General features: G+C 59.2%; 1 protein-coding gene and 1 pseudogene. Both read right to left on the minus strand.

The window, feature by feature from the left end; genetic code table 11:
- Positions 1 to 225, minus strand: a pseudogene (locus EOA27_RS41725) (ABC transporter substrate-binding protein); the annotation flags it as partial.
- Positions 226 to 266: 41 nt separating this feature from the next.
- Positions 267 to 1,217, minus strand: a 951-nt coding sequence (locus EOA27_RS37145; RefSeq protein ID WP_145970852.1) for an ATP-binding cassette domain-containing protein, incomplete at its 5' end; no start/stop codon positions are given.

The raw sequence follows: 1,217 nt of genomic DNA on the forward strand, positions 1-1,217 counted from the left end.
GTGTTTGTCGAACTCAAACAACTTATCGTAGATTAGGGCGGCGTGCGCTAGCGTCAATATCGCTGATGTGACCATGGGATCAACATTTTTCAGATCTGCGTCCGAAATGACGCGGAGCGTATCCGCCATCGCCGCGCTAATGAAAAGCGTTCCGGCAAATATTGGAGCAAATATTGCTGACCTCACGAGACGTAATGACATTCCACGGTCGGACTTGATATTCATACTACTTCTCCCATTTCTAAGTTCGTGGCATAAGACAGCTGTCAGGCAGCGGGACCCGGCACTCCCTTGGGCTCCCATTCCTCGTCCCAGATCATGACTGCGTGGCCGGGCGAGACCTCGCGATACTGGCGCACAGGTGGGACATAGTCTCCAGGCCGGACCGGACTTTTAAGTTCGTCGTATGAGACCGGGCGTCGTTGCAGGCGACGTGCCGGATCGGCGATCGGCACTGCCGCGAGCAACCGTTTAGTGTAGGGATGCTGCGGATTCTGGAAGATCGCTTCGCGCGGGCCGATCTCGACGATCTCGCCGAGATACATCACCGCCACGCGATGGCTGACGCGCTCGACAACTGCCATGTCGTGCGAGATGAAGAGATAGGCCAGACCCATGCGGGCCTGCAGCTCCAGCATCAGGTTCACGACCTGCGCCTTCACCGAGACGTCGAGCGCAGAGACCGCCTCGTCCGCCACGATTAGCCGCGGCTCGAGCGCGAGCGCACGCGCGATGCAGATACGCTGGCGTTGGCCGCCCGAGAACTCGTGCGGGAAGCGCTTAGCCATGTCAGGCGAAAGACCGACGCGCTGCAGTAGATCGGGAATCTTGTCGCTTGCTTCCGAACGGCTGGCGCGTTTGTTGATCAGCAGCGGCTCAGCAATGGCGGTGCGGATACTCATGCGCGGATTGAGCGAGGCAAACGGATCCTGGAAGATCATCTGCATGCGATTGCGCTGCTCGCGCATTTCGCTCTGGCTGAGCTTCAGCAAATCCACTCCGTTAAGCAGCACCGAGCCCGAGAGCGGTTCGGTCAACCGCATCACCGCGCGGCCGGTCGTAGATTTTCCGCAGCCGGATTCGCCTACCAGCGCCAAGGTCTCGCCGCTCCTTATGATGAAAGAGACATTCTCGACCGCATAAATCCGGCCTTTGGCCGAGGAAAACAGGCCGGAGCGCAACTCGAAGCGCTTGGTCAAGCCGGCCACCTCCAGCAC

The organism is Mesorhizobium sp. M2A.F.Ca.ET.037.01.1.1, from assembly GCF_003998075.1.
Taxonomy (GTDB): domain Bacteria; phylum Pseudomonadota; class Alphaproteobacteria; order Rhizobiales; family Rhizobiaceae; genus Mesorhizobium.